We start from the raw sequence: 25,536 nt of genomic DNA, 5'->3' as shown, positions 1-25,536 counted from the left end.
CCACAACGGTGTTTTATAACAGTGTCATGTAAGTCTGTTCCAGCCCTCGAACCAGTAAGGACCTCCCATGCCACCCATCATCGACGGCCGCACCACGGTCGAGGCCGACCGCGACACCGTGACGGTTTTCCTCATCGGGATGCGCATCAACAATCCGGTGGCCGTTCGCTCCTGGCTACCCGCGGTGCGCGCGATGCCGCGAATGCTCGGCCATCTCGAGAGGGATCCCGCCTCCGGACTGCTCGGCTACCACTCGTGGCTGGGACGAACCACCATGCTGGTCAGCTATTGGCGCAATGCCGAGGACCTGACACGATTCGCCTCCGATCCCGATGCACCACACGCACCGGCCTGGCGCGCCTTCAACCGATCGGTGGCTGCAACCCGCCATGTCGGCGTGTGGCACGAGACCTACACCGCGACAGCGCGAAACAGTGAGGCGATCTACGTCAACATGCCTGCGTTCGGACTCGCGGGTGCCATCGGTGGACTCCCTGTCGGGACCGGCTCGCACACGTGGAAGCAGCGAATGAAGTCCGCGCAGTAACGGCTCGACGGCTACAGGAAAGCTCCGGCACGCGCAGCAAGGTCGAGAACGGGCTGCGGGAAGACTCCGAGAGCCACGGTGACCACCACCGAGACCCCGATCGCGCACGACACCGACGCCGTCGGGCGCACGATCGTGGCGGTCCGCTCTCCCGGATCGGTGAAGAACATCAGCACGATCACCCGTACGTAGAAGAACGCTGCGATCGCGCTGCACACCACCCCGACCACGACCAGCGCCGCTCCCCCGGCACCCGAGGCAGCGCTGAACACCGCGAACTTGCCGATGAACCCACTGGTGAGCGGAATGCCGGCGAACGAGAGCAGGAACAACCCGAACACCGCCGCCACCAGCGGTGACCGACGACCGATTCCGGCCCACCGTTCCAGATCGCTCACCTCGCCGCGTTCGTCTCTCGCCAACCCGATGATCGCGAACCCCCCGAGAGTGCTGAAGGCATACGCCAACAGATAGAATATCGTGGCCGACACACCCGAATCACCCACGGCACCCGAACTACCCAGTGCCGTCACTCCGGTGAGGATGAATCCGGTGTGCGCGACGGACGAGTACGCCAGCATCCGTTTGATATCGGTCTGCGTCACCGCGACAACCGATCCCACCACCATCGTCGCGATGGCGACGACCCACAGCATCGGTCGCCAACTCGATTCGAGACCGGGCAGCGCCATCCCGAAGATGCGCAGAATCGCTCCGAACGCCGCAACCTTGGTCACTGTGGCCATCAGTGCCGTCACCGGCGTGGGGGCGCCCTGGTAGACGTCGGGAATCCACGAATGGAACGGCACGGCACCGACCTTGAACAGCAGACCCACCGCGAGCAGGGCGGTTCCGATCAGCGCGAGCGATCTGCCCTGACCGTCAGCCGCGATGGCGTCGGCGATGCCGTCCAACCGAACGGTTCCGGCGTATCCGTACAGGAAGGCGACCCCGAACAGGAAGAATGCGGACGAGAACGCGCCCAGCAGAAAGTATTTGAGAGCTGCTTCCTGCGAGAGCAAGCGCCGTCGACGGGCCAGTCCGCAGAGCAGATACAGCGGCAAGGACAGCACTTCCAGCGCCACGAACATCGTCAGCAGATCCGTGGCCGCCGGAAAAAGCAACATGCCACCGATCGCGAACATCGCGAGAGGAAACACCTCGGTCTGGGCGACGCCCGCGTCGATGGCCTCCTTCTCCGCCACGCTGCCCGGAGTGGTCGATGCCTGCGGGGTGAACGAATCGATGCGACGCTCGGCACCGGCCGAGGTGACTGCAACGGTGCGCTCGGCCATCAACGCGATGGCCGGAATCGACACCAGCACAATGGTTCCCTGTAGAAACAGGGTGGGCCCGTCGATCGCGACCGCGCCGGACATCGCCGACGCCTCGGTGCCGGCCAGACCGAGAATTGCCGCCAGTGCCGCCACCAGTCCCGCGAGAGCCAGGCCCAGATGCGTGATCCGGCGGGCCCGCAGCGGCACGAACGCCTCGACGAGAACACCGAGAACTGCGACCGAGAACACGATCAGCATCGGTGCCAGCAGACCGTACTGCACCTCGGGTGTGGTCATCGCTGACCTCCTGAACTGTCGACGATCGTGGATTGCACTGCCGGAGTGATGACATCGAGCGCGGGTTTCGGATACACCCCGAGCACGATCAGCAACGCGATCAACGGCACCACAACGGCCAGCTCGCGGCGAACGAGATCGGGCACCGTCTCGTTGCCCTCCCGGACCGGCCCGGTCATGACGCGCTGGTAGAGCCACAGTATGTAGATCGCCGACAGCACGAGGGCTCCAGCGGCCACGATCGCGGCGACTCCGTATCGACCGAACGTGCCGATCAGCACAAGGAATTCGCTCACGAACGGGGCGAGGCCGGGTAGCGAGAGCGTGGCAAGCCCCGAGATCAAGAACGTTCCGGCAAGTGCCGGTGCCACCTTCTGCACACCGCCGTAGTCGGCGATCGCTCGTGACCCTCGACGCGACACGAGGAAGCCCGCGATCAAGAACAGTGCGGCCGTGGAGATTCCGTGATTGACCATGTACAGCGTGGCACCGGCCTGACTCTGACCGGTCATGGCGAAGATGCCGAGGATGATGAATCCGAAGTGCGAAATCGACGTGTAGGCAATCAGTCTCATCATGTCGGTCTGGCCGATCGCCAGTATCGCGCCGTAGACGATGCCGATGACCGCGAGAGCGATGATCGACGGCGCGAACGTCTGCGACGAGCCGGGAAAAAGTTCGAGACAGAACCGCAGCATCGCGAACGTGCCGACCTTGTCCACCACCGACATCATCAGCACCGCAGTCGCGGGTGTGGACTGCACTGCGGCGTCGGGTAGCCACGAGTGGAACGGCCACAACGGTGCCTTGATCGCGAACGCGAACATGAAGCCGAGGAACAGTGCGTTCAGAACCATCGGATCCACACCGAGTCCGCCCGACGACGCCGCGTCGGCGATCGCGCGCAGATCGAACGTCCCGCCGTCGAACGGCCCGTCGGGTCGCGCGGTCACCACGTAGAGGCCGATGACGGCAGCCAACATGATCAGACCGCCGAACAGGTTGTACAACAGGAACTTCACCGCGGCGCGCGTGCGATGTACTCCCCCGAAGCCACCGATCAGGAAGTACATCGGAATCAGCATCGCCTCGAAGAAGATGTAGAACAACAACACGTCCAACGCGAGGAACGACACGAGCACCATCGACTCGACCACCAGAATCAACGCCATGTACGTGTGCGACACCCGACGGGAGCCGTAGTTCGCGACGCGACTGCCGTCGTACCAGCCCGCGACGAGCAGCAAGGGTGTGAGAACGGTGGTGAGCAACACCAGGACGAGGCCGATTCCGTCCAGACCGAGGGTGTACCGCGCACCGAAAGCCGCTATCCACGAATGGTCTTCGACGAACTGGTACCGATCACCACCGGAGTCGAACGACACCGCCAGTGCGACCGACACGGCCAAGGTCCCGGCAGCGAAGCCCACTGCGACACTGCGTGCGGAGGTCGGGCGAGCGGCGGGCACCAGGGCGACCACGATCGCACCGAGCATCGGGAGTACCCACAGGACGGTCAACCAGGGAGTCGTCACAGAGCCACCACCATCAGTACGACGAGAACGGCTCCCGCGAACATCGCCAACGCGTAGGACCGTACATAGCCCGTCTGCAGTCGCCGAGACCGCGTCGATGCGCCTCCGATCGAGCTCCCCACCCCGTCCACGACGGCGTCGATCCCGTTGTCGGCGTGCACCAATGCGCGCGTGAGTGTCTGTCCCGGCCGCATGAATGCGGCCTCGTTGACGGCATCTCCGTAGAGATCGGCACGTGCAGCTCGGGTCAGGGGCGACACATCCTCGGGTGGTGTCGGCGGAACCTCGTTCGCGATGTACTTACGGTAGGCGACGCTCGCGCCGACCAGCACGACCACCAGGACGGCGACGGTGACCACCCAGGCCGGAATCGCGTGCTCCTCGGGTGCCGAACCCACGACGGGTTCCAGCCACGTCTCGAGGCGTCCGCCCACCGCAAGGAAGGCTCCCGACGCCACCGAGCCGACGGCCAACACGATCATCGGGGCAGTCATCGTCGCCGATGCCTCGTGCGGATGTGCTTGCGCGGACCAGCGTTTCGGACCGAAGAAGGTCAACAGCATTACGCGAGTCATGTAGAAGGCCGTCAGGCCGGCACCGAGCAATGTCACGCAGCCGAGAATCGGACCTGACACTCCATCGGCGGCGAATGCGACCTCGATGATCGGATCCTTGGCGAAGAAGCCGGAGAACGGCGGCAGTCCGATGATGGCGAGATAGCCGAGGCCGAACGTGACGAACGTGATCGGCATCGCGGCGCGGAGTCCACCGAACCGTCGCATGTCGGTCTCGTCGTTCATCGCGTGCATCACCGAGCCCGCGCCCAGGAACAAGCCCGCTTTGAAGAAGCCGTGCGAGATCAACAGCACGATGGCGTAGGCGTACCCGGAGGGGCCGAGCCCGGCCGCGAGCACCATGTACCCGATCTGACTCATCGTCGACGCCGCGAGCGCCTTCTTGATGTCGTCTTTCGCACAACCGATGACGGCACCGAACAGCAAGGTGACCGCCCCGACGGTGACGGTGGCCGCGCGAGCGGTGGGCGACGCCTCGAACACCGGTCCGGAGCGCACGATGAGGTACACCCCTGCCGTGACCATCGTGGCCGCGTGAATCAATGCCGACACCGGTGTCGGGCCCTCCATGGCGTCACCGAGCCAGGACTGCAGCGGCACCTGCGCCGACTTTCCACACGCCGCCAACAGCAGCATCAGCGCCATGGCGGTGGCCACCGATTCGCTCGCCTCGCCGATTCCGGCGAACACGTCGTCGTACTGCACGGAGCCGAAGTTCACGAACATGATCATCAGCGCAACGGCCAGGCCGATGTCGCCGACTCGGTTGACCACGAACGCTTTTCGGGCAGCCGACGCAGCCGACGGCTTGTGCTGCCAGAAGCCGATGAGCAGATACGACGCCAGTCCGACACCCTCCCACCCCAGATACAAGCCCAGGAAGTTGTCGGCCAGGACCAGTAACAGCATGGCTGCCAGAAACAGGTTGAGGTACGCGAAGAAGCGTCGCCGCTCGGCGTCGTGGCTCATGTAGCCGATGGAGTACACGTGAATGAGCGACCCGACCCCGGTGATCAGCAGGACGAAGCAGATCGACAATTGATCTGCGCGCAAGCCGAACTCGACCTGCAATTCGTCGACCGGAACCCATCGGAACAGGGTTTGGGTGAGGGCCCGGCCCGATTCTGCACGGCCCAGCATCGATGCGAACACCACCGCGGCCACCACGAACGAGGACACTGCCGCTGCCGTCGCGACGAGATGCCCCCACCCGTCGGTGCGCCTGCCGGCGAGCAGCAGGAACGCCGCACCGAACGCCGGCAGAGCCGGAAGAAGCCACAGTATCGACATCATTTCTGCGCCCCCGTCAATTCTTCATCAGGGAGTTCTCGTCCATCGAAATCGACCGACGAGAACGGAATATGGCCATGATGATGGCCAGGCCCACCACCACCTCGGCGGCGGCGACCACCATGGTGAAGAACGCGAACAACTGCCCGTCGAGATTGCCGTGCATGCGGGAGAAGGTGACGAACGCGAGATTGACTGCGTTGAGCATCAATTCGATGCACATGAACACGATGATGGCGTTGCGCCTGACGATGACGCCTGCCGCGCCTATCGTGAACAGCAGAACGGACAGGTAGAGATAGTTCTCCGGATTCATCGCTCGTCACCCCCGTCCACCCTGTACTGGCTCCGTTGATCGGCGAACATGGCGTTGACGGACGACTCGGATTCGGTTCCGTCGGGCAACAGAGCGCGGCGATCGACCCCGTTGTGTCTGGCGTACACCCCTGGGCTCGGCAGCGGCGTCACCCTCGAACCGTCGCGGAATCGATCCTGCGCCATCTCTCGCTGACCCTTGACCGGCCCCAGAGCTTCCCGGTGCGCCAGGATCATCGCCCCGATGGTGGCAGTGATCAACAGTGCCCCGGTCAACTCGAACGCCCACACGTACTCGACGAAGATCAGCTCTGCCAGGCCCTCGACGTTTCCGGCGGAGTTGACGGCGTCGAGACCGGCGAAGTCGAGCCGACCGCCCTGGGCTGCATCGCGCAGCAGTACCCCGATGATCAACAGTCCGAAGCCGATTCCGATCACGACGGCCGCGATGCGGTGCCCACGCAAGGTTTCGGTCAGCGACTCCGAGGTGTCGACTCCGACGAGCATCAGAACGAACAGGAACAGCATCATGACCGCGCCGGTGTAGACGACGATCTGCACGACACCGAGGAACAACGCACCCTGCGCCATGTAGAAGGTCGCCAGTACCACCATCGTGGCGGCGAGGAACAACGCCGAGTAGACGGCTTTGGTGCTCATCACCACGCCGAGCGCACCGATGACGGCAACGACACCCAGGGTCCAGAACTGCACGGCCTCACCGGTGGACGTGACATCGAGGGCGAGCTGCACAGCAGCATCCTGTGCACTCATCGCACCGAACCGCCCTCGGGTTCGGCTGGGGACTCGGCCGGTGACTCGTGGCCGGTGACGGTTCCGCGGTAGTAGTCCTCGGCCGACAGGCCCGGTGCCATCGCGTGCGGCGGTGCCGTCATATCCGGCTCCAGCGGTGCCAGCAGCGAGTCCTTCTCGTAGATCAGATCGGCTCGGTTGTCACCGGCCAGCTCGTACTCGTTGGTCATCGTCAGAGCGCGTGTCGGACAGGCCTCCACACACAGGCCGCACCCGATGCACCGGAGGTAGTTGATCTGATAGACCCCGCCGTAGCGCTCGCCCGGAGAGAACCTCTCGGTCTCGGTGTTGTCGGCTCCTTCGACGTAGATGGCGTCGGCCGGGCAGGCCCACGCGCAGAGCTCGCAGCCGATGCACTTCTCGAGACCGTCGGCGTACCGATTGAGCTGATGACGACCGTGGTAGCGAACCTCGGTCGGCTTCTTCTCCTCCGGGTACAGCTCCGTCTCGGCCTTCTTGAACATCGTCGCGAAGGTGACCCCGAAACCGGCTATGGGACCGAGAAATTCAGGCATCGGCGTTCTCCTTCGGTGACCTGGCGGCGGGTGAGCGCACACCGGCGTGCCGGCTCGGGAAAGTCGAGCCCTGCTTAGGGATTGGAGGTATCGGGAATCCGCCTGCCACAGCATCGAACTCGGCGACGGGCGAAGGAGGCGGCACGTTCCGTTCCCGTGCACGCCTGCGCACCATCAGCAGCAGTGCACCCAGCACGGCCACCGCGAAGATCATCGACACGCCGAACGTGACCAGCGGTACGTCGTACCGATCGGCCCCGAGTACCCGCACCGTCGCGATCACCATCACCCAGATCAGGGCAACCGGAATGAGAATCTTCCAGCCGAAGTTCATGAACTGGTCGTAGCGCAGCCTCGGCAGCGTCGAACGCAGCCAGATGAACACGAACAGGAACACCCAGACCTTGAGGGTGAACCACAGCACCGGCCACCACCCCGAATTGGCACCGCTCCACAGACTCAATGGAATCGGAGCCTGCCAGCCGCCGAGGAACAGCGTGGTCGCGAGTGCCGACACGGTGACCATGTTGATGTACTCGGCGAGCATGAACATGGCGAAACGAAGAGACGAATACTCCGTGTGGAATCCGCCCACCAGCTCACCCTCCGCCTCGGGCAGATCGAACGGAGCGCGGTTGGTTTCGCCGACCATCGCCGTCACGTACACCAGGAACGAGGGCAGCAGCAGAAACACGTACCAGGTGTTCTGTTGCGCAGCAACGATTCCGGACGTCGACATGGTCCCCGCGTACACGAAGACAGCCGCGAACGACAGGCCCATCGCGACCTCGTAGGAAATCACCTGCGCCGTCGAACGCAGCGCCCCGAGCAGCGGGTACGTCGAGCCCGACGCCCACCCCGCCAACACGATCCCGTACACACCCACCGACGTGACCGCGAGAATGTACAGAACCCCCACCGGCAGGTCGGTCATCTGCAGCGGTGTCGTCGTACCGAACACCGACACCTCGGGACCGAAGGGAATCACGGCGAAGGCCATGAACGCAGGAACCACCGAAATGATCGGAGCCAAAACGTAAATAGGCTTGTCGACGCCGGTCGGAGTGATCCCCTCCTTCAGTGCCAGCTTGATCCCGTCCATGAGCGACTGCAGCAGACCCCACGGGCCCACCCGGTTGGGCCCCACCCTCATCTGCATCCACGCCATGATCTTGCGTTCGGCGTAGATCGCGACCAGCGGCGTCAATACCAGGAAGACGAAGACCGCCAAAGCCTTCCCGACGACCAACCACCACGGGTCGTTGCCGAACATCGACAGATCGGTCGGCGCGGCCACGATCATGACTGCCCACTTTCGGGTCGCTCCGCAGGCTCCACTCCTGAATTTTCGGGTCGTTCCGCAGACCCACGCCGAAGTCGCACAACCTCGCCCGACTGCACCCCCAGCGAGCGGTACACCGCCGAACCGGGCGAGTTCATCGGTACCCAGACCACGGTGTCGGGCAGGTCGGTGATCGTCAGCGGCAACGTGATCGAGCCGCGGTCCGTCACGACGCTCACCAGGTCACCGGTCTCCGCACCGATGGCCGAGGCCGTCGTCGCCGACAACCGAACCGTGGGTGTGCGACCGGTCGCCGCGAGGTTGTCCTCACCGTCCTGCATCCGTCCCGCATCGATGAGCATCCGCCACGTGGCCAGAATCGATTCCCCCGGCCCGAGGGTCGGAACATCCGCGCGGGGAGCGACCCGGGCCACCGCGGTGCGCGGGCCGTTCCACACACCGAGGCGAGCCAACTCGGCGCGTGCCGCCGCCGCGTCGGGGACGGCCAGTTCGACTCCCATCTGCGCGGCGATGGCGTCGAGGATGCGTTGATCCGGCATCACCGCGCCGGCACCGAGTGCAGTGTCGAACGCGCGAGGTCGTCCTTCCCAGTCGACGAAAGTTCCCGATTTGTCGACCACCGGTGCCACCGGGAACACCACGTCGGCCCGCTCGGTGACCGCGCTGTGGCGCAGCTCGAGGCTCACCACGAACGCCGATCTGTCCACGGCGTCGAGCGCCTCCTGGGGGTCCGGAAGATCGTCGAGATCGATTCCGGCAGTGACCAGGGCGCGATTCGGTCCTGCGTCGGCGAGGATCGTAGCGGTGTCGCGGCCCACCTCCTCCGGTAGCTCGGGCACTCCCCATACCGCGGCCACCTCGGCGCGCGCAGCCGCATCGGCCACCGGACGCCCGCCGGGCAGAACGTTCGGCAGCGCCCCTGCGTCGAGCGCACCGCGTTCGCCGGCACGTCGCGGAATCCAGGCCAGGCTCGCCCCGGTGTCGTCCGCCAGTTTCGAAGCCGCCGCCAGACCCCCGGGAACGGAACCGAGCCGCTCACCGACGAGAACGATCGCACCGGGCTCTCGGAGGAGGTGTGCGATCGATTCGGTGCCACGATCGCCGACGTGCAACGCATCGAGCCACCCCGGCTCGTCACCGGGAATCGACTGCAGCAGGACGCCGTCGAGCTTTCGTAGGCCCCGGGTGGAGAACGGCGCGATCGAGGCCACCACCACTGCGCGCGTGCGGTGCGCCTTCCGAAGCCTCAGGAACACCAGTGGTGACTCTTCCTCGGGCTCGAACCCGACGAGCACCACCACCGGGGCGTTCTCGAGGTCGGTGTAGGTGACCCCCAACCCGGTCGCCGCGATTCGACCGGCCAGGAAATCCGCTTCCTCGGCGCTGTGGCTGCGATTGCGGAAGTCGATATCGTTGGTGTGCAGCACTGTTCGAGCAAACTTGGCGTACGCGTAGGAGTCTTCGAGAGTCGATCGTCCGCCCACGAGTACCGCGGCGTGGCCGACCGATCCGGCCAGTCCGGCCGCCGCGGCAGCCAGCGCAGCCGACCACGACGTCTCGATCAACTCCCCCGATTCGTCGCGGATCATCGGCGCGGTGATGCGATCGGGTTCGGTGGCGTATTTGAACGCCCACCGTCCCTTGTCGCAGTTCCATTCCTCGTTGACCTGGGGGTCGTCCCCCGCCAGCCGGCGAAGGACCTTGCCGCGTCGATGGTCCGTGCGTTGAGCGCAGCCCCCTGCGCAGTGCTCGCACACGCTCGGCGACGAGGTGAGGTCGTACGGGCGCGCCCGGAACCGATACTCGGTGTTGGTCAGCGCACCGACCGGACAGATCTGAACGGTGTTGCCCGAGAAGTAGGAGTCGAACGGCTCGTTACCGAAGATGCCGACCTGTTGAACGGCACCACGTTCGAGGAGATCGATGGACGGGTCGCCGGCCACTTGGGCGGCGAAACGAGTGCATCGCGCACACAGGACGCACCGCTCGCGGTCGAGCAGAATCTCGGCCGACAAGGGAATCGGCTTGGGATACGTGCGCTTGGTCTCGACAAATCTGGATTCGGACCGACCCGCGGCCATCGCCTGGTTCTGCAGCGGACACTCACCGCCCTTGTCGCACACCGGGCAATCGAGCGGATGATTGATCAGCAGCAACTCCATGACGCCGCGTTGCGCCTTCTCCGCCGACTCCGACGTCACCTGAGTGCGCACGATCATGCCCTCGGCCACGGTCGTGGTACAGGACGCCAACGGCTTGCGTTGACCCTCGACATCGACCAGGCATTGCCGGCACGCCCCCACCGGATCGAGCAACGGGTGATCGCAGAAGCGCGGAATTTGCACGCCCATCAGCTCGGCGGCTCGAATCACCAACGTGCCCTTCGGAACACTGATCTCGTGGTCGTCGATGGTCAGTGTCACCATGTCGACCGGAGTGACCGACTGTTCAGGGGCAGGAGTGGAGCCTGCGGAACGACCAGAGGGTTCAGGAGTGGAGCCTGCGGAACGACCAGAGGGTGCAGGAGTGGAGCCTGCGGAACGACCATCTGCTGGTGCCGTCATGCCGTCAGCTCCTTTGCCATCAGGGTCGATCGGTGTGGATCGAATGGGCATCCCTGTTCGGTGACATGTCGGATGTATTCGTCGCGGAAGTACTTCAGCGAGGACACGATCGGGCTTGCGGCTCCGTCTCCCAACGCGCAGAACGACTTTCCAGCGATGCCGTCTGCGATGTCGAGCAGTGTGGTGAGGTCCGCCTCGGTGCCGGTTCCGCCGTCGAGGCGACGCAGTATCTGCACCAGCCAGTAGGTTCCTTCGCGGCACGGCGTGCATTTGCCGCAGGATTCGTGTGCGTAGAACTCCGTCCATCGCAGCACCGCTCGCACGACGCACGTCGTGTCGTCGAAGATCTGCAAGGCCTTGGTACCCAACATCGATCCGGCGGCGCCGACGCCCTCGTAGTCGAGTGGCACGTCCAGGTGCTCGCCGGTGAACATCGGCGTCGACGATCCTCCCGGTGTCCAGAATTTCAGCTCGTGGCCGGGACGGATGCCACCCGCGTAGCCCAGCAGCTCCCGCAGGGTGATGCCAAGCGGGGCCTCGTACTGGCCGGGCCGACACACGTGGCCGGACATCGAGTAGAGGGTGAAGCCGGGTGACTTCTCGCTTCCCATCGATCGGAACCATTCGATTCCCTTGCGCAGGATCACCGGGACGCTGGCTATCGATTCCACGTTGTTGACCACCGTTGGGCGCGCATACAGGCCTGCAACCGCGGGAAACGGTGGACGCAGTCGGGGTTGACCTCGTCGCCCTTCCAGCGAATCGAGTAGCGCCGTCTCCTCGCCGCAGATGTAGGCCCCGGCCCCGGCATGGATCACCAGCTCGAGGTCGAACCCCGATCCGAGCAGGTTCTTGCCCAGGTAGCCCGCGGAGTATGCCTCGGCAACCGCGGCCTGCAGTCTGCGCAGCACCGGTACCACTTCGCCGCGAACGTAGACGAATGCGCGCGATGCACGTATTGCGTAGGCCGCGATGACGATTCCTTCGATCAACGTGTGCGGGCTCGCCATCATCAAGGGCATGTCCTTGCAGGTGCCCGGCTCCGACTCGTCGGCGTTGACCACCAGATAGTGAGCTTTCCCGTCACCCTGAGGAATGAAGCTCCATTTCGTTCCGGTGGGGAATCCCGCGCCGCCACGGCCGCGCAGGCCGGAATCCTTGACGAATGCGATGAGATCGTCGGGGTCCATGGCAAGGGCCTTCTCGAGCCCCCGGTATCCGTCGTGACTGCGGTAGGTGTCGAGTGTCCACGAGTCCTTCTCGTCCCAGAACTCGCTCAGCACCGGCGTCAGGGCCATGTCACTTCCCCTTCGTCGATGGATCGGTTTCGGTGGTGTTCGGCTGCGGTGGAACGGTCGCAGAGGGAGCCGGAGCCGGTTTCTCGCGCACCGTCTCCGCCACGGCCTCGGCACCCAGGTCGGGATGCCCGTCCGGGGAGCCGGTGACGACCTGGGGAGCAGACATCGAGTGCTCTCGGGCGTACCTCAGGCCGACGAGACTGGCTTCGCCTGCGCTGCCGGACGATTCGAGTGCCCCAGATCGGTCGTCGGCGAACCCGGCCAGAATGCGCTCGGTCTCGCGGAACGTGCACAACGGAGCGCCGCGGGTCGGGGTCACCTGCGCACCGGAACGAAGCGCGTCGACCAAATCCCGCGCCGACGCCGGTGTTCTGTTGTCGAAGAATTCCCAGTTCACCATCATCACCGGCGCGAAATCGCACGCGGCGTTGCATTCGATGTGCTCGAGGGTGATGCTGCCGTCGGCGGTGGTCTCGCCGTGGTCGATCTCGAGGTGATCCCGCAGAGCGTCCATGATGGCGTCGCCGCCCATGACGGCGCACAGGGTGTTGGTGCACACTCCGACGCGGTAGTCGCCGGTGGGCTCGCGGCGGTACATCGAGTAGAAGGTCGCGACCGCGGTCACCTCTGCACCGGTGAGATCGAGTACGTCGGAACAGAATTCGATTCCGGCCGGCGTCAGATAGCCGTCCTCGGATTGCACCAGGTGCAGCAGCGGTAGCAACGCCGATCGGGCCTGCGGATAACGAGCGAGGACGATGTCGGCGTCGGCGCGTAGGCGGGCACGGACGTCGGCGGGATAGGACGCGCGTGCGTCGGGGCCGACAAGTTGCACGGCTTCCTCGGGGCGTGCTCCGAGTTGGACGAGCACCGGCTCCGAGCGTGGCGCGGTCATCGGTCCACCCCGCCCATCACCGGATCGATACTCGCGACGGCAGCGATGACGTCGGAGATCATGCCGCCCTCGCACATGGCGGCGACCGCCTGCAAGTTGGTGAAGGAGGGGTCTCTGAAGTGCACTCGGTACGGCCGGGTTCCGCCGTCGCTGACGATGTGCACACCCAGTTCGCCTCGCGGCGATTCCACCGTGGACAGCACTTGCCCTGCCGGTACCCGCATCCCCTCGGTCACCAACTTGAAGTGGTGGATCAACGACTCCATCGAGGTGTCCATGATGGTGCGCACATGGTCCTGAGAATTACCGAGACCATCGGGGCCGGAGACCAGTTCGGCCGGCCAGGCGATCTTCTTGTCGTCGATGACCACCGGTCCTGGCCGCAGACGATCGAGAGTCTGCTCGACGATCTTGAGCGATTCCTTCATCTCTTCGACGCGAATCAGATAGCGCCCGTAGCAGTCGCATCCGGTGTCGGTGACGACATCGAACTCGTAGTTCTCGTACCCGCAGTAGGGATCGGACCGGCGCAGATCGTAGGGAAGTCCGGTCGATCGAAGCACCGGCCCGGTGACGCCGAGGGCCATGCACCCGGTGAGGTCCAGGTAGCCGACGTTCTCGGTTCTGGCCTTCCAGATCGGGTTGTCGTTGAGCATGAGTTCGAGATCGCGTAGCCGTCCGGGAAGAACCCGCAGCAGCTCGCGGACCTTGTCGATCGCGTCGGCGGGCAGATCCTGAGACAAACCACCGGGACGGATGTAGGCGTGGTTCATGCGAAGTCCGGTGATGGCCTCGAAGACGTCGAGAATCAGTTCGCGTTCCCGGAAGCCGAACAGCATCGCCGTCACGGCACCCAATTCCATTCCACCCGTGGCCAATGCCACGAGGTGCGACGAGATCCGATTGAGCTCCATCAACATCACCCGGACGACCGTCGCGCGCTCGGGAATGTCGTCGGTGATGTCGAGTAGCTTCTCCACCCCCAGGCAGTACGCGGTCTCGTTGAAGAAGGGCGACAGATAGTCCATCCGAGTGACGAACGTGACGCCCTGAGTCCAGTTGCGATATTCGAGATTCTTCTCGATTCCGGTGTGCAGGTAGCCGATTCCACATCGGGCCTCGGTGACGGTCTCGCCTTCGATCTCGAGAATCAACCGCAGCACACCATGGGTGGACGGGTGTTGCGGACCCATGTTGACCACGATGCGTTCCGTGGTCGACCCGCGCGCCAGTTCGACCACGTCGTCCCAGTCCTGGCCCGACACTGCATAGATGGTTTCGTCCGTTGCGCTCATCAGTTGTACGACCTGCGCTCGTTGGGAGGCGCGACCCGAGCGCCTTTGTACTCGATGGGAATTCCGCCCAGGGGATAGTCCTTGCGTTGCGGGTGACCGACCCAGTCGTCGGGCATCTCGATCCGCGTGAGTGCCGGATGACCGTCGAACACGATGCCGAAGAAGTCGTAGACCTCGCGCTCGTGCCAGTCGTTGGTCGGATACACCGCGCAGAGCGAGGGTGTGTGTGGATCTGCATCGGGTACAGCCACTTCGAGTCGGAGGCGGCGTCCGTGGGTGATGGACACCAGATGGTAGACCGCACGCAATTCCCGGCCGACCTGATCCGGATAGTGCACACCCGATGCCCCCGTGCACAATTCGAATCTCAGTTCCTCGTCGTCACGGAGAGCACGGGCCACGGCGGGCACGTGCTCCCGCGAGAGATGCAGCGTCAGTTCCCCACGAAAGATCACGGCACGCTCGACGGCGTCCTCGAACGGCACGGCCACGTCACCGGTGTCGAGAACCGTGGCCAATCGATCGACCAGGGCGTCGAAGTAGCTGCCGTAGGGCCGAACAGCCGTGTCCGCCGATGCCAACGGCGGCTGCAACCGGCCGTAGCCGGAGGTGTCACCGCTCCCCCGGACACCGAACATCCCACGGGTTCCGTCCGCTGTCATCGCAGCAGCCCCTTCAAGTCGATGGTCGGGGTGGAGGCCAGCGCTGCAGCCTCGGCAGCCGCGCGCACCTGTTCTCGATTGACACCCAGCGGCATCTCCTGAATCTTTTTGTGCAGCTCCAGGATTGCGTTGAGCAGCATCTCGGGTCGGGGTGGGCAACCGGGAAGGTAGATGTCGACCGGAACGATGTGATCGACACCCTGAACCACCGCGTAGTTGTTGAACATCCCGCCCGAGGACGCGCAGACTCCCATGGCCAGGACCCATTTCGGTTCCGCCATCTGGTCGTACACCTGCCGCAGTACGGGCCCCATCTTCTGGCTGACACGGCCTGCGACGATCATCAGATCCGCTTGGCGCGGAGACGCACGGAACGCTTCCATGCCGAATCGCGCGAGATCGAACCGGCCGGACGTGGTGGCCATCATCTCGATCGCGCAGCACGCGAGACCGAAGGTCGCGGGCCACAACGAACCCTTGCGGGCGTAGCCGGCCAGCCCCTCGACGGTGGTCAGCAGAAATCCACTGGGTAGCTTCTCTTCGAGTCCCATCGATCACACTCTTTCCGCATCCGCTGAAGGTGAGAACCGTGCATCGTGCCGTCGCCGATCAGTGTTCGGACGTCAATCCCATCCGAGCCCGCCTCGCCGCCACTCGTAGACGTAGGCCACCGACACGTTGACGACGAACAGCGCCATGGCAACCAGCCCGAACGCGCCGAGAACATCGAGATGGACGGCCCACGGATAGAGAAATACGATCTCGATGTCGAAGATGATGAACAGCATGGCGGTCAGGTAGAACTTCACCGGAAATCGTTGGCCCGTGGGCGCATGCATCGTGGGCTCGATGCCGCACTCGTACGCGTCGAACTTGGCTCGGTTGTACCGCGCGGGTCCCACCATCGTTCCGACCATCACCGAGAACACCGCGAACACGACCGCAATGGCACCGAGAACGAGGATCGGAACGTAGGCGTTCATCCCGGCATCTGCTCCCTCGATCGACTACCGCGCCGGCGCGTAATAAATGCGACGGCCGTACCAATGTGACCTGAACCACACAGTATGGGTTCGGTGTCGATCTCGCGGGATTTCGAGGAGTCCAGTTTCGTAATCCGTTGACGCGCATGGGGCACCCGATCCCGGCCACCCGGGCAACTGTGACTCAGATCACTCGATCGCCCCATACGCTCCGCTCCGAGGAAAACGACAAACCTCCCGACGATTCCGGCCGGCCGAACGAGGCCGCCGACATGAAACAGGAGAAATGATGAAGTCGATTTCCGTCTCGGCGCTCGCCGCCGAGGGACTGGGAACTGCCCTGCTCGTGATCTTCGGCGTCGGCACCGCCGTCATCGCGGGCGACACCGTCGGAACCCCGGGCATCGCCCTGGCATTCGGGCTCACACTGCTCGCCCTCGTCTACGCGATCGGCCCGATCTCGGGATGCCACATCAACCCGGCCGTGACGATCGGAGCCCTGATCGCTCGCGCGATCACCCCGATCAAGGCTGCGTTCTACATCGCCGCCCAGGCCGTCGGTGCCGTGATCGGCGCGCTGATCGTACTGTTCGTCGCGTCCGGCCGTCCCGGATACGACATCTCGTCGGACGGTCTGGGCACCAATGGATTCGGCAGCTCCTCGCCCGGAGAATACGGGCTGGTGTCGGTGGCGGTGTTCGAGACCATCGCGACCGGCTTGCTCGTCCTCGTCGTGCTGGCCACCACGGCCCCCACCGTTCACCCCGTCGTGGCGGCCGGCATCCCGATCGGCCTGACCCTGACTGTGGTTCACCTGCTGGGCATCGGAATCGATTCCACCTCGGTCAACCCTGCCCGGTCCCTCGGCCCAGCCCTCGTCGCCGGCGGACCTGCCCTGTCACAACTGTGGGTGTTCGTGGTGTTCCCCGTGCTCGGTGCTGTCATCGCCGGCTCGATCCACCGATTCGTGCTGACGGTGCCCGCATCGGAGAAAACGGTCTGATCTACCGCGATCGAGTGACCCGGGCACCGACGCGTACCGAATGCTGCTTCAGCAGATCGACCACTGCGCGCCCGAGCCGGATCGGATCCAGCGGGTGCGGAACCGCAGCCTCGGCGCGCGACCATTCGGCCAACCATGCGTCGTCCGGACGTCCGATGAGCACCAACACCGGTGGGCAGTGAAAGATCTCGTCCTTCAGCTGCTTCGCCAGGCCCAGCCCGCCTACGGGCGAGGACTCGCCGTCGAGAATTGCCAACGCGACACCGCCAGCATCCATGTGCTCGATGACGACGGCTGCCGTGGCGATGTCGACGTACTCGATGTCACCGAGTGCGGGATCCGGTCGAGTTCCCACCGCAGACCGAACCTGGGCGCGGGTCGCGGCATTGCTGCTGTAGACGAGCACGCGCACACGCCCGGATGGGCTCTCTCCCGCTGTGGCGTCGGACACATCGCGATGCTACCGCGGGTTCCCCGGTAAACGGATCGAAACAGCCACGGCCGAAGTGCATTCGACGTTCCAGCGCCGGTCAGGACTCGACGGTGACGATCACCGCGGCGGGTTCTTCGGTGGCGGTCACCGTGAACTCGGGTCGATCGGCCGCAACTCCGATGAAGGACTGTGAGATACCGCCGGGATCGGCCAGGAAATCGACCGAGGCGACAGCGGAATCAGCACCGCCTCGGACACGCTCGGGCCCGGCATACGGCGAGAATGTGTCGTCGGAGTCCGTCGACGTACCCGACAGGTCCACCTGCAACACGGATCTCCCCGGCACTGCCAGCGGTTCACTGGTGCCGTAGCGAATGGCCTCGTCCACATACCGGACCGTGAAGGACACCGGGCCGTTGCCTGCCAACCTGAATACGACCGTCGACGCCCCTTCGAGCACCACGTCGGTGACGCCGACCGGCGACCTGCTCGGGAACCGCGCACCGTCGAGACTGTCAGGGAGCTCCGGTACCACCGGCAGTACCGCAGTCGGCGCTTCGGTGGGCGTTCCCGGACCGGATAGAGGATCACCGACCACCAACGACCCCGTGACCGTGGTGTAGTTCGCGGCGGCCGGGACCTCGTCGACCCGGCCGCTGCCGTCCGCGCCGGAACAGCCCGCGAGCACACCGAACAGCAGTGATCCGACGACCGAGAGCGCGACTCGAGCTCTGCGGTGGCCGTCGTACATTGCGATACCGTACTGAAGAAACCGATCGGTTCGATAGTGCTGTCTCGACCCGATTCGGTCACGATTGCGCCGCCCTCCGATCCTGCTAGCGTCGGAGGGTATGGAGCCGAAGAGCTATTCGTCCGGTGAGCGTGTGTTCGGGCCGCCCAACGGGACTTTCGACGCGGACTGGGCTGCGACCGCATTGCGCTCGAACCGCCCCGAGTTGGACCATCCCACCTCGGTTCGCCTGGTCGAACAAGCCTGGGAGCTGCTCCGAACGCAGGGGCTGCGCGGAGATCGACTCACAGCCGCGCTGGACCTCGAGCCCGGTCTTGCCGCTGCCGTGTCGGCGGTCGCCACCGAGACTGCCGAGCTGTACCTGGATCCTCGGTAGCTCTCTCAGCTCGGACCGAACTGCGCGAATGCGAAACCGGCCACCAGCACCGCTGTACCGCCGATTTCGCCGACGATCAACGACACCATGAACAGGTGCGTCCCCCGGACGGGATTCACGAACTGGTTCTCGGTATCTCGACGAAACCCGTGCACGGTGTAGCTCACGATGGCAGCGACGAAGAACACCAGCACCACCGATGCGGCGATCAGATCCACCGTGACCGACCACGCGCTGAACTGCGCCAGCGCAGCGAGAACCAGGGCGGCGAACGAGTACATCAACGCTGCCCGATGAGCGATGTCGACATAACGATGCGCGGTGCCATCCGCCGATGTCGACATCTGGTGATACTTGACCACCCCCAACCCCAGTGCCCAGAGCAGCAGTAGACCGGCCACGAGGACGATCACCTTGGTGTCCGGCTCCAACTGCATGTCCCACTCCCCCACTCGATCCCGCGCCGAAGGTATCACCGGCACCGGACTTGATACCGTTCCGCAATGCCGGCCGACCCCGTACTGTCCCAGAACGCATTCGGTCTCCGCTTCGACTGGGGCCTGTGTGGAGCCGACGCCATCGTCGACGGCGCAGACATCGCCGTCGTCGTGGACGTCCTGTCGTTCACGACGACTCTGACGGTTGCTGTGGACGCGGGCATCGACGTCATCCCCAGTCGGTGGCGCGACGACCGGGCCGCGCAGTTGGCCGAGCAGTTCGACGCGGTTCTCGCCGTGGGGCGGTCGGCCGCGTCACCGGGCCTGATCAGCTTGTGCCCGGCCACCGTACGGGCCGCGCCCGCCCCGCCACGGTTGGTGCTGCCGTCACCGAACGGGTCCACCATCGCCCACGATCTCGCGAGCACGGCCCCGCTGTGTGTGGGAGCGTCGCTGAGAAACGCATCCGCGGTAGCGCGGTGGATACGTGCCGACAACCGAAATGCCGTGACGACCGTCATAGCGGCCGGAGAACGGTGGCCGGACGGATCCCTCCGGCCTGCCGTCGAGGACCTGTGGGGTGCCGGTGCAGTCATCGCCGCCCTCGTCGATGCCGGAGCTACCGATGCCTCCCCGGAGGCGAGAACGGCCGCGGCCGCGTGGCGAGCCGTCGAGCGAGACGTGGGCTCGGAGCTGCGGCAATGTGGCTCCGGTCGCGAACTGGCCGGGATGGGACACCCGGAAGACGTGGCCATTGCGGCCGAGGTCGATTCGAGCTCCTGCGTCCCGATTCTGCGCGACGGCATATTCGTCGACGCGACTCGGTCATGAGGCGACGGACGCTCGAAAACGACCCACGATGCCGACCCGACACGGCCGACCGTGTCCGATATTTGGATCGGAACCCCTAATCACGGATCATACGGTGGTGAGTACGGAACGAGTCGCCCCGAAGACCACCGTCGTTGTACCGACGTACAACGAACGTGAGAACCTCCCCAAGCTCGTCGAGCTGCTGGCCGGGTTGCAGGTGGAGGGGCTCGGTGTGTTGGTCGTCGACGACAATTCACCCGACGGCACCGGCGACGTCGCCGACAAGTTGGCCATCGACGGCCCCATCGACGTCAGCGTTCTGCACCGCACCGAGAAGAACGGGCTGGGACGCGCATACGTCGCAGGCATGACGCGAGCGCTCGACGAGGGTGCGGACATCGTCATTCAGATGGACGCCGATCTTTCGCACCCCACCGAGGTGATCCCGGCGATGATCGACAAGCTGAACGCCACCGACGCGGCCGTGGTGCTCGGATCGCGATACGTACCCGGCGGAGCGGTCGCCGCCGATTGGCCCTGGCACCGCAAGGCCCTTTCGGCGTGGGCGAACTTCTACGTCAACACGATCCTGCGCCTCGGAGTCAAGGATGCGACAGCGGGATTCAAGGCGTGGGACGCGCGCACCCTGCGCACCATCGACGTGGCCTCGGTCGAGAGCAACGGGTACGCATTCCAGGTGGAGATGAACTACCGAACGGTCAAGCACGGCCTCACTCTCGCCGAAGTGCCGATCACCTTCGAGGAGCGCAGCGAGGGCGAATCCAAGATGAGCCTGTCGGTTCAGCTCGAGTCGGCATTGGTGCCCTGGAAGTTGTTGCTGAACAAGAAGAAGCTCTGACCGAGGCGCGCCACGCCGTGATCACGGCGTGAAGCGTCGGAATCCGCCTTCGGCGCCGATGACCTGACCGGTGATCGAGCCCGAATCGGGCGACAGCAACATCGCCACGACCGCTGCGGCCTCGTCCGGTGAGTTCCACCACGTTCGATCAGGGAATCGGCCACGGTCGGTGTGATCGCGGCGATGGCACCCTTGGTCACCGCATAGGGAATCTCGGTCGGCATCGGCCCCTCTCCCTGCCCGGACGTGAACAGCACGACGCGTCCGCCGTCAGGATGATCGACGTACCGTTGCGCGAATTCCTGCACCAGAAGCAACGACGCGCGCACGTTCACCGCCCACGTCAGGTCGAGGTTCTCTGTCGTCAGAGAACCCAGTTCGCCCAGCTGTGATCGCGCATGGTTGATCACCAACGAGTCGACGGCACCGAACCTGGATTCGACAGCATCGAACAGGGCTGCAGGCGCTTCGACATCGGAGAGATCGATGTCCAGATGCCCGAGCCTGCTTGGCGCGGTGGACAACTCGGCGAGTACCTGCACTGCTCCCGGCGTCCCCGCTCCCCACGGTTCGCTCACGTCGCAGGCATCGCATGATTGCGCGAAGACGCGGGCGCGCTCGTCCTGCAGCAACCTGCGGGTGATGGCATAGCCGATACCGAGGCGTCGACCCACACCGGTGACGAGGACGGTACGCCCATCACTGTTCATGCTGAATTGTCGACCGTACGGGCATGCACGTCGAACGTCGAATGCGCGGTCGGTGCCGTCGCGCCGGAGAATCCACAGTTCATCGCCCTGCGACTGTGGACCTCCGTGCACGGAATAGCGGCGCTCAACTCCACCCACGCATTCGAGCCGGTCACCGACCTGTCGGCGGTGACGGAGTTGACCCGCCGCGCAGTGCGCGACGTGATCGCCGACGCTACCGAACCAGGGACTTGACCGACGCCGGCAGCTGGCGGACGTTCTTGTAGGGGCCTACCACCGCGGCACCGAAAGGACGGTCGAGCAACACGGCAGCGACCTCGCGTACCTCGTCGTTGCCGACGCTGTCGATCCTCGCCAACGTATCGGTGATGTCGCGGTGATTGCCGTAGTTCAGTTCACTGCGACCGATCCGGTTCATCCGAGAGCCCGAATCCTCGAGTCCCAGAACCAAACCGCCACGCAACGAACCCTTGGCCCGCGCACACTCCGCGTCGGTGATCCCCTCGGCGGCAACCTTGGCCAGCACTTCCCTGATCACCGTGGTCACTTCGCCCAAGTTCTCCGGCTGACAACCCGCGTAGACGGAGAAGGCACCACTGTCGGCAAACGTATCCACCGACGAGTACACCGAGTACGCCAGACCACGTTCTTCCCTGATCTCCTGGAACAGACGAGAACTGAGCCCGCCCCCCACTGCGGAGTTCAGCACGGACAACGCCCAGCGATGCCCTTCGTGTCGACCGAACGCCCGTACGCCCAGGCACAGATGCGCCTGCTCGCTGTCACGAGTGGTCAGGCTCAACGTGGGAGCATTGCGCAATCGCGCTGTGCCACCGCGTCGTTCGGCCGGCCGTGCGCCCTTGACCAGATGGCCGGAGAACGCTCGGCGCACGAGCGAGACGATCTGCTTGTGATCGACGTTGCCCGCGACGGCAACGACCATGCGCTGCGGCGTGTAGCGGCGAACGTGGAACGAGTGCAATTGCGCACGGGTCATCGACTCGATGGATTCGACGGAACCGATGATCGGGCGTCCGATCGGATGATCGCCGAACATGGCTTCCAGGAAGGCATCTCCGAGCAGATCCTCGGGATCGTCGTCGCGCATGGAGATCTCTTCGAGGACCACCTGTCGCTCGACGTCGACATCTGCCGAGCGGCACCGGCCACGAAGCACCACATCGCTGACGAGATCGATGGCGAGCGCCACGTCCTCGTCGAGCACGTGCGCGTAGAAGCAGGTGCTCTCCTTCGAGGTGAACGCGTTCAGCTCTCCCCCGACACCGTCCATCACCTGGGCGATTTCGAGCGCGCTGCGCGTAGGAGTCGACTTGAACAGCAGATGTTCGAGGAAGTGTGCGGCACCGGCAACACTGGGTTGCTCGTCCCGTGAACCGACCCCGACCCACACACCGACCGAAGCCGAGCGAACGCCGGGCACGAACTCGGTGACGATCCGAAGACCGCCGGGCAGAGTGGTGCGTTGCACGCCCGTGTCGATGCCGGTGCTCTCTGGAACGGCCGAACGGTACGTCCCGAGGGGACGTACCGTTCGGCTCGGTTGCTTCTTACTCAGCGCTGGCCTCGGCGGGAGCCTCGGGAGCGTCGGCGGGAGCAGCAGCGTTGTCGTCTTCGACGGGAACGAGGCTGATCTTGCCGCGGTTGTCGATATCGGCGATCTCGACGCGCAACTTGGATCCGACGCTGACGACGTCCTCCACCTTGTTGATGCGCTTGCCGTTACCGAGCTTGGAGATGTGCACCAGTCCGTCGCGGCCCGGGAGCAGCGAGACGAATGCACCGAAAGCCGTTGTCTTGACGACGGTTCCGAGGAATCGCTCGCCGACCTTCGGCAGCTGCGGGTTGGCAATGGCGTTGATCATGTCGATCGCGGCCTGTGCGGACGGGCCGTCCGCTGCACCGACGTAGACAGTGCCGTCATCTTCGATCGAGATGTTGGCACCGGTCTGCTCGGTGATGGAGTTGATCATCTTGCCCTTGGGCCCGATGACCTCGCCGATCTTGTCGACCGGCACCTTGATCGCGGTGACGCGAGGTGCGTACGGGCTCATCTCGTCCGGGGTGTCGATGGCCTCGGCCATGACCTCGAGGATCGTCGTGCGAGCATCCTTGGCCTGCGACAGCGCGCCGGCGAGCACCTTGGAGGGGATGCCGTCGAGCTTGGTGTCGAGCTGCAGCGCCGTGACGAAGTCCTTGGTTCCGGCGACCTTGAAGTCCATGTCACCGAACGCGTCCTCGGCACCGAGGATGTCGGTGAGTGCGACGTAACGGGTCTCGCCGTCGACCTCGTCGGACACGAGGCCCATCGCGATACCGGCAACCGGGGCACGCAGCGGCACACCGGCATTGAGCAGCGACAGAGTCGATGCGCAGACCGAGCCCATCGAGGTCGAGCCGTTGGAGCTCAGTGCCTCGGAGACCTGACGGATGGCGTACGGGAACTCGGCCTGGCTCGGCAGCACCGGCAGCAGGGCGCGCTCGGCGAGTGCGCCGTGCCCGATCTCGCGACGCTTCGGCGAACCGACGCGGCCGGTCTCACCGGTCGAGTACGGCGGGAAGTTGTAATGGTGCATGTAGCGCTTGGACGTCTCGGGCCCGAGCGAGTCGACCTGCTGCGCCATCTTGACCATGTCGAGGGTGGTGACGCCCAGGATCTGGGTCTCGCCGCGCTCGAACAGGGCCGATCCGTGGGTACGGGGGATGATCGCGACCTCGGCGGACAGCGACCGGATGTCGGTGATGCCACGGCCGTCGATGCGGAAGTGATCGGTGAGGATGCGCTGGCGAACCGACTTCTTGGTCAGTGCGCGGAATGCGGCACCGATCTCCTTCTCGCGGCCGGCGAAGCTGTCTCCGACCGACGTGAGGACCTGAGCCTTGACCTCGTCGAGCTTGCTCTCACGCTCGGCCTTGCCTGCGATGGTCAGTGCCTCGTTCAGCGGGATCTTCGCGGCGTTCTCGACGGCCTCGAAGACGTCCGACTGGTACGCCGGGAAGACCGGGTAGTCGCCGGTCGGCTTGGCGGCCTTGGACGCGAGCTCCTGCTGTGCGGTGCACAGGGCTGCGATGAACGGCTTCGAAGCCTCGAGGCCCTCGGCGACGACCGACTCGTTGGGGGCGGTTGCACCACCCTCGATGAGCTCGATGACGTTCTCGGTGGCCTCGGCTTCGACCATCATGATCGCGACGTCTGCGTCGGCACCGGAGCCGGAGACGATGCGGCCGGCGACGACCATGTTGAACACGGCCTTCTCGAGCTGCTCGTTGGTCGGGAACGCGACCCACTGCTTGTCGATCAGTGCGACGCGGACGCCGCCGATCGGGCCGGAGAACGGCAGTCCGGCGATCTGCGTCGAGGCCGATGCCGCGTTGATCGCGACGACGTCGTACAGATCGGCCGGGTTGAGGCTCATCACCGTGATGACGACCTGGATCTCGTTGCGCAGTCCGTCGACGAACGTCGGACGCAACGGCCGGTCGATCAGGCGGCAGGTGAGGATGGCGTCGGTGGACGGACGGCCCTCGCGGCGGAAGAACGATCCGGGGATACGGCCCGCGGCGTACATGCGCTCTTCGACGTCGACCGTCAGCGGGAAGAAATCGAATCCCTCACGGGGGTGCTTGCCTGCGGTCGTTGCCGACAGCAGCATGGTGTCCTCGTCGAGGTACGCGGCGACTGCGCCTGCGGCCTGCTGTGCGAGGCGGCCGGTCTCGAAGCGGATGGTCCGCTTGCCGAACGTGCCGTTGTCGATGATCGCAGTTGCTTCGTAGACGCCTTCTTCGACGTCCACGGTCGTTGTCTCTGTCATAGGTTCTCTTCTCGTCCTCTCGTCTTTGCCGTGCCCGCGCGGACACACCACGAGCCCTCCTGGCTGTGGCGGCATACCTGTGCCGTCCATCCGACGAGAGCTTCTCTCGGGACGCGGCTGCGCGGAGGCGGCCATCGATCGAAGCCCATCGGATCTCGTA

The 25,536-nt window shown here is 64.8% G+C and carries 26 protein-coding genes; 6 read left to right on the top strand and 20 right to left on the bottom strand.

Annotated features, from left to right (window positions below; genetic code table 11):
• Positions 1-67: 67 nt before the first annotated feature.
• Positions 68-547: a DUF4188 domain-containing protein gene (locus CH302_RS06220; protein ID WP_037189554.1), complete on the top strand. Its 480-nt coding sequence runs from the start codon at positions 68-70 to the stop codon at positions 545-547.
• Positions 548-558: 11 nt separating this feature from the next.
• Here CH302_RS06220 and nuoN read toward each other — a convergent pair whose 3' ends face one another.
• From nuoN to CH302_RS06150, 14 genes are all read right to left on the bottom strand, one after another.
• Entirely contained in the window at positions 559-2,121 is a 1,563-nt protein-coding gene (gene nuoN / locus CH302_RS06215; protein ID WP_037189555.1) for an NADH-quinone oxidoreductase subunit NuoN, read from the bottom strand.
• Positions 2,118-3,617: an NADH-quinone oxidoreductase subunit M gene (locus tag CH302_RS06210; protein ID WP_052047574.1), complete on the bottom strand. Its 1,500-nt coding sequence runs from the start codon at positions 3,615-3,617 to the stop codon at positions 2,118-2,120. Before CH302_RS06210 ends, nuoN begins: the two co-directional genes overlap by 4 nt.
• 35 nt (positions 3,618-3,652) lie before the next feature.
• Positions 3,653-5,524, bottom strand: coding sequence for an NADH-quinone oxidoreductase subunit L (gene nuoL, locus CH302_RS06205; protein WP_176460651.1), 1,872 nt, complete (start codon positions 5,522-5,524; stop codon positions 3,653-3,655).
• A 13-nt stretch (positions 5,525-5,537) separates the two neighbouring features.
• On the bottom strand, positions 5,538-5,837 hold the full coding sequence (gene nuoK / locus CH302_RS06200; RefSeq protein ID WP_008717020.1) for an NADH-quinone oxidoreductase subunit NuoK: 300 nt from the start codon (positions 5,835-5,837) through the stop codon (positions 5,538-5,540).
• On the bottom strand, positions 5,834-6,610 hold the full coding sequence (locus CH302_RS06195; protein ID WP_037189558.1) for an NADH-quinone oxidoreductase subunit J: 777 nt from the start codon (positions 6,608-6,610) through the stop codon (positions 5,834-5,836). The genes nuoK and CH302_RS06195 overlap by 4 nt, the downstream gene beginning before the upstream one ends.
• Positions 6,607-7,164: an NADH-quinone oxidoreductase subunit NuoI gene (gene nuoI / locus CH302_RS06190; protein WP_037189559.1), complete on the bottom strand. Its 558-nt coding sequence runs from the start codon at positions 7,162-7,164 to the stop codon at positions 6,607-6,609. The genes CH302_RS06195 and nuoI overlap by 4 nt, the downstream gene beginning before the upstream one ends.
• Complete coding sequence (gene nuoH, locus CH302_RS06185; RefSeq protein WP_037189560.1) at positions 7,157-8,467, bottom strand: NADH-quinone oxidoreductase subunit NuoH; 1,311 nt, start codon at positions 8,465-8,467, stop codon at positions 7,157-7,159. Before nuoH ends, nuoI begins: the two co-directional genes overlap by 8 nt.
• The gene (locus CH302_RS06180; RefSeq protein ID WP_082323589.1) at positions 8,464-11,031 is read right to left on the bottom strand and encodes an NADH-quinone oxidoreductase subunit G; all 2,568 of its coding nucleotides are present in this window, start codon (positions 11,029-11,031) and stop codon (positions 8,464-8,466) included. Before CH302_RS06180 ends, nuoH begins: the two co-directional genes overlap by 4 nt.
• A complete protein-coding gene (gene nuoF / locus CH302_RS06175; protein ID WP_037189561.1) occupies positions 11,028-12,329 on the bottom strand; it encodes an NADH-quinone oxidoreductase subunit NuoF in 1,302 nt (433 codons plus the stop codon). Before nuoF ends, CH302_RS06180 begins: the two co-directional genes overlap by 4 nt.
• A 1-nt stretch (position 12,330) precedes the next feature.
• A complete protein-coding gene (gene nuoE / locus CH302_RS06170; protein ID WP_037189562.1) occupies positions 12,331-13,224 on the bottom strand; it encodes an NADH-quinone oxidoreductase subunit NuoE in 894 nt (297 codons plus the stop codon).
• On the bottom strand, positions 13,221-14,519 hold the full coding sequence (nuoD, locus tag CH302_RS06165; protein ID WP_037189564.1) for an NADH dehydrogenase (quinone) subunit D: 1,299 nt from the start codon (positions 14,517-14,519) through the stop codon (positions 13,221-13,223). The genes nuoE and nuoD overlap by 4 nt, the downstream gene beginning before the upstream one ends.
• On the bottom strand, positions 14,519-15,181 hold the full coding sequence (locus CH302_RS06160) for an NADH-quinone oxidoreductase subunit C (protein ID WP_037189566.1): 663 nt from the start codon (positions 15,179-15,181) through the stop codon (positions 14,519-14,521). The genes nuoD and CH302_RS06160 overlap by 1 nt, the downstream gene beginning before the upstream one ends.
• Positions 15,178-15,732, bottom strand: a complete 555-nt coding sequence (locus CH302_RS06155) for a NuoB/complex I 20 kDa subunit family protein (protein WP_032397855.1) — start codon at positions 15,730-15,732, stop codon at positions 15,178-15,180. Before CH302_RS06155 ends, CH302_RS06160 begins: the two co-directional genes overlap by 4 nt.
• Before the next feature lie 72 nt (positions 15,733-15,804).
• Positions 15,805-16,164, bottom strand: coding sequence for an NADH-quinone oxidoreductase subunit A (locus CH302_RS06150; protein ID WP_032397854.1), 360 nt, complete (start codon positions 16,162-16,164; stop codon positions 15,805-15,807).
• 289 nt (positions 16,165-16,453) lie between these two features.
• On the opposite strand from CH302_RS06150, the gene CH302_RS06145 reads away from it, so the two are divergent.
• Positions 16,454-17,167 (top strand): aquaporin, encoded by a 714-nt coding sequence (locus tag CH302_RS06145; RefSeq protein WP_037190139.1) that lies wholly within the window; start codon positions 16,454-16,456, stop codon positions 17,165-17,167.
• Position 17,168: 1 nt separating this feature from the next.
• Here the strand turns inward: CH302_RS06145 and CH302_RS06140 are convergent, their stop codons facing one another.
• Together CH302_RS06140 and CH302_RS06135 are read right to left on the bottom strand one after the other, a co-directional pair.
• Positions 17,169-17,618 carry a hypothetical protein gene (locus CH302_RS06140; RefSeq protein ID WP_052047516.1) on the bottom strand — a complete coding sequence of 150 codons (450 nt, stop codon included), beginning with the start codon at positions 17,616-17,618 and terminating at the stop codon, positions 17,169-17,171.
• Between the two features lie 79 nt (positions 17,619-17,697).
• Complete coding sequence (locus CH302_RS06135; RefSeq protein ID WP_037189567.1) at positions 17,698-18,351, bottom strand: AMIN-like domain-containing (lipo)protein; 654 nt, start codon at positions 18,349-18,351, stop codon at positions 17,698-17,700.
• A gap of 100 nt (positions 18,352-18,451) precedes the next feature.
• Between CH302_RS06135 and CH302_RS06130 the strand changes: the two genes are divergently transcribed.
• Positions 18,452-18,727, top strand: coding sequence for a hypothetical protein (locus CH302_RS06130; protein ID WP_037189568.1), 276 nt, complete (start codon positions 18,452-18,454; stop codon positions 18,725-18,727).
• Positions 18,728-18,732: 5 nt separating this feature from the next.
• Here CH302_RS06130 and CH302_RS06125 read toward each other — a convergent pair whose 3' ends face one another.
• Positions 18,733-19,164 carry a hypothetical protein gene (locus tag CH302_RS06125; RefSeq protein WP_037189569.1) on the bottom strand — a complete coding sequence of 144 codons (432 nt, stop codon included), beginning with the start codon at positions 19,162-19,164 and terminating at the stop codon, positions 18,733-18,735.
• A gap of 66 nt (positions 19,165-19,230) precedes the next feature.
• Between CH302_RS06125 and CH302_RS06120 the strand changes: the two genes are divergently transcribed.
• Together CH302_RS06120 and CH302_RS06115 are read left to right on the top strand one after the other, a co-directional pair.
• On the top strand, positions 19,231-19,995 hold the full coding sequence (locus tag CH302_RS06120) for a 2-phosphosulfolactate phosphatase (RefSeq protein ID WP_037189571.1): 765 nt from the start codon (positions 19,231-19,233) through the stop codon (positions 19,993-19,995).
• 97 nt (positions 19,996-20,092) lie between these two features.
• Complete coding sequence (locus tag CH302_RS06115; RefSeq protein WP_037190141.1) at positions 20,093-20,836, top strand: polyprenol monophosphomannose synthase; 744 nt, start codon at positions 20,093-20,095, stop codon at positions 20,834-20,836.
• Here CH302_RS06115 and CH302_RS06110 read toward each other — a convergent pair.
• On the bottom strand, positions 20,779-21,546 hold the full coding sequence (locus CH302_RS06110) for an SDR family NAD(P)-dependent oxidoreductase (RefSeq protein ID WP_217903108.1): 768 nt from the start codon (positions 21,544-21,546) through the stop codon (positions 20,779-20,781). The two genes, CH302_RS06115 and CH302_RS06110, sit on opposite strands and share 58 nt — an antisense overlap.
• Positions 21,547-21,552: 6 nt before the next feature.
• Here CH302_RS06110 and CH302_RS06105 point away from each other — a divergent pair, with 6 nt between their 5' ends.
• Entirely contained in the window at positions 21,553-21,780 is a 228-nt protein-coding gene (locus tag CH302_RS06105; protein ID WP_037189573.1) for a WHG domain-containing protein, read from the top strand.
• Here CH302_RS06105 and CH302_RS06100 read toward each other — a convergent pair.
• Positions 21,761-23,047 carry a M16 family metallopeptidase gene (locus tag CH302_RS06100; RefSeq protein WP_052047575.1) on the bottom strand — a complete coding sequence of 429 codons (1,287 nt, stop codon included), beginning with the start codon at positions 23,045-23,047 and terminating at the stop codon, positions 21,761-21,763. The two genes, CH302_RS06105 and CH302_RS06100, sit on opposite strands and share 20 nt — an antisense overlap.
• A gap of 67 nt (positions 23,048-23,114) precedes the next feature.
• The gene (locus tag CH302_RS06095; protein WP_037189574.1) at positions 23,115-25,376 is read right to left on the bottom strand and encodes a polyribonucleotide nucleotidyltransferase; all 2,262 of its coding nucleotides are present in this window, start codon (positions 25,374-25,376) and stop codon (positions 23,115-23,117) included.
• Positions 25,377-25,536: the final 160 nt, after the last annotated feature.

Source organism: Rhodococcus sp. 15-2388-1-1a, from assembly GCF_002259145.1.
In the GTDB taxonomy this organism is placed as follows: domain Bacteria; phylum Actinomycetota; class Actinomycetes; order Mycobacteriales; family Mycobacteriaceae; genus Rhodococcoides.
The sequence above is the reverse complement of the archived record's forward strand: the minus strand, read 5'-3'. Positions and strand labels throughout refer to the sequence as shown.